The sequence below is a fragment of the Rubrimonas sp. genome, assembly GCF_036788415.1.
Classification (GTDB): domain Bacteria; phylum Pseudomonadota; class Alphaproteobacteria; order Rhodobacterales; family Rhodobacteraceae; genus Rubrimonas.
In genome coordinates this window covers 1-2,477 of sequence record NZ_DAIQNN010000218.1, presented here as the reverse complement: position 1 = coordinate 2,477, position 2,477 = coordinate 1, and the positions used below count along the sequence as shown (strand labels likewise).

The following is a 2,477-nucleotide window of genomic DNA, read 5'->3' as shown; positions in this document are numbered from 1 at the left end:
CTGGTGCGCGAGCTGATCCTCGTCACCCACAACATGCGGGAGTTCGGAAGGGTGGAAGGGCTTCGAACCGAGGACTGGGAGGCTCCCGGGTGACGGCCCGTGCGCCCTCTTCGCCTCTCGACCGCGGTGTCGAGGTTGCGCCGATGCACGGCGCCCTCCGGCCGGACCTTGCGCGGTGCATGTCAGCAGACTCGTTTCCAGACCAGCCAAGGAGGAACCATGCGCGAGATCGGCGCCTTCGAGGCCAAGACCCATCTGTCGGCGCTGCTCGAAGCGGTCGCCGGAGGCGAGGAGATCGTGATCACGCGGCGCGGCAAGCCGATCGCCAGGCTGGTGCCAGTGGAGGACGCCGACCCTGGGGCTCGTGACGCGGCGCGCGCGCGCATCCGGGCGTTGCGGCGGTCGCTGGCCGAAGCAGGCGCGTCCCTGACGCTCGCCGACATCCGCGCCGCGCGCGACGAAGGGCGTTTGTGATGCGCGTCGTCTTCGACGCGTGCACCGCCGCCTCCTGGGTGCTGCCGGACGAGGAGCCCGCCAGCCTCGAGGCGATCGCGAATGCGCCGCTTGAGGCGCCGTGGCTGTTCTGGGCCGAGCTGCGCAATATCCCGATCGCTTCCGAGCGTCGCGGGCGCATCCCCCGCGGACAGCCGAGATCGATCTCGGCGCCATCGCCGGCTTCGGCGTGGCGCTGGACGTGACGCCGGAAGACGCGACGGCGCTCGGTCTCCCCCGCGCGCACAGACCGACAGCCTACGACGCGCTCTCTCCTGAGCTTGCGCTGCGACGCGCGGCGTCCCTCGCGACGATCGATGGTCCGCTGGCTGCGGCGGTTGCCGCGCACGGCGTCGCGCTGATCGGATGACCGCCCGTGCGGCGAAGGACGCGTCGCGCCTTCAGAGGTGATCCGGGTCACCCTGGGCCGTTCAGGAGCGATTGACTGCGCGGCGTCGCATGCGGACGCAAGCGCCCACGAGCCACGATCGATTACTCTGCGCCCGACTTCTCTGCGCCCCGACATGATGCAGCCCCCGACGTCGTCGTCATCGGCCGCCAGCACGCAGACCTTGTCGCCGCGCCAGGCGGGGCCGAGGCTCTGCGCAGGCTTTGACGCCGACCTGGCGATGACCATATGCTTGGCTAACCAGTGGGAGATCGGCCGATGACCACCGTCAACGTGCATGAGGCCAAGACCCGGCTCTCCCAGCTCATCGCCGAGGCCGAAGCCGGCGGCGAGGTGGTGATCGCGCGCAACGGCAAGCCTGTGGCGCGGCTGGTGCCCTGCGCCGGCGCGCCCGCGGCCCGTCGCTTCGGCGCCCTCCAGGGCCGCATGGAGACGGGCGAGGCCTTCTTCGAGCCGCTGCCGGCCGCCGAGCTCGCCGCCTGGGAGTAGGATCGGTGCGGCTGCTGCTCGACACCCACGCGCTGCTCTGGTGGCTGGAGGGCAACCCGCGGCTCTCGGCAGACGCGCAGGCGGCCATCGGGGATGTCGCCAACACCGTCCTCGTCAGCGCCGCCTCCGCCTGGGAGATCGCCACCAAACACCGCATCGGCAAGCTGCCCGGCGCCGCGGTCGTCGCTCAGGACCTCGCCGCCTTCGTCGCCGCGCAAGGCTTCGAGGCTCTCGCGATCTCCCTGCGCGACGGGGCGCGGGCCGGAAACCTGCCCGGGCCGCACCGCGATCCCTTCGATCGCATGCTGATCGCCCAGGCCCTCACCCACGACCTGCCGCTGGTATCGAACGAAGCCGTTTTCGATTCCTATGGCGTCAGGCGGCTCTGGTGAGCGCACGCGACGGGCTCGCTGGTCATCCAGCGTCGCGCGACGCAGCCGATCCGCCAGACAGCGTGGCCGACGACCGCCCGCCCCGCGACATGGAAACGGCTCCAGATTCTCGCCGGGCGCTCCCCGACGCACTCGCGGACCCCGAGACCAGCGCAGCGCGCATCCTCGCCAGCCCCTCGACACGACCGTCGCCGTCGCCGCGCGGCCGACGGCACGACACGAAGTTCCTGGCGCGCGCAACGACGGCGGCAAACGCGCCCTGGCGCGACTTCATCGCCGGCTTCCGGGACGCGATGGGCAAGGCCGGGCTGATCCGCGGCGGCTCCAACGGCCGCGGCTGCAATCCGACGGTCTCTGCGCCGTTTCGCCGACGCCTGGCCCATGCCATCAATCCCCGACTTTGCGCTGGAACCCCCGACTGAGCGTAGGTTGACGGCGGCGACCCGGGCGATCGGCATGAGGAGAGAGGCTGCGGATGGACGGCGCGCGCGCGATCAACGACAGGCCGGCCAAGCTCGAGGCGCTGTTCGCCCGCGGCGCGACCGACGGCGAGCGCGCCGCCGCCGGCGCCGCACCACGGTGATGGTGCGCGTCCGGCCCTCGGTGTTCGAGCGCAGCGTGCTGGCGGAGTTCAGCGCGTTGCACCGCGCGCTGACGGAGGCCTTCGGCGACATCGTCGCCCACCTGATCGCCGA

General features: G+C 71.8%; 5 protein-coding genes. All 5 read left to right on the top strand.

What is annotated here, in order from left to right; all coding sequences use genetic code 11:
- The first annotated feature begins 219 nt into the window (after window positions 1-219).
- The 5 genes from V7Q31_RS18790 to V7Q31_RS18770 all read left to right on the top strand — a co-directional run bounded on the left by V7Q31_RS18790 (window position 220) and on the right by V7Q31_RS18770 (window position 2,204).
- The gene (locus V7Q31_RS18790; RefSeq protein WP_333835360.1) at window positions 220-474 is read left to right on the top strand and encodes a type II toxin-antitoxin system Phd/YefM family antitoxin; all 255 of its coding nucleotides are present in this window, start codon (window positions 220-222) and stop codon (window positions 472-474) included.
- Window positions 474-698 (top strand): hypothetical protein, encoded by a 225-nt coding sequence (locus V7Q31_RS18785; RefSeq protein ID WP_333835359.1) that lies wholly within the window; start codon window positions 474-476, stop codon window positions 696-698. The genes V7Q31_RS18790 and V7Q31_RS18785 overlap by 1 nt, the downstream gene beginning before the upstream one ends.
- Before the next feature lie 461 nt (window positions 699-1,159).
- Entirely contained in the window at window positions 1,160-1,390 is a 231-nt protein-coding gene (locus tag V7Q31_RS18780; protein ID WP_333835358.1) for a type II toxin-antitoxin system Phd/YefM family antitoxin, read from the top strand.
- A gap of 5 nt (window positions 1,391-1,395) precedes the next feature.
- A complete protein-coding gene (locus tag V7Q31_RS18775; RefSeq protein WP_333835357.1) occupies window positions 1,396-1,782 on the top strand; it encodes a type II toxin-antitoxin system VapC family toxin in 387 nt (128 codons plus the stop codon).
- Entirely contained in the window at window positions 1,779-2,204 is a 426-nt protein-coding gene (locus V7Q31_RS18770; RefSeq protein WP_333835356.1) for a hypothetical protein, read from the top strand. The genes V7Q31_RS18775 and V7Q31_RS18770 overlap by 4 nt, the downstream gene beginning before the upstream one ends.
- Window positions 2,205-2,477: the final 273 nt, after the last annotated feature.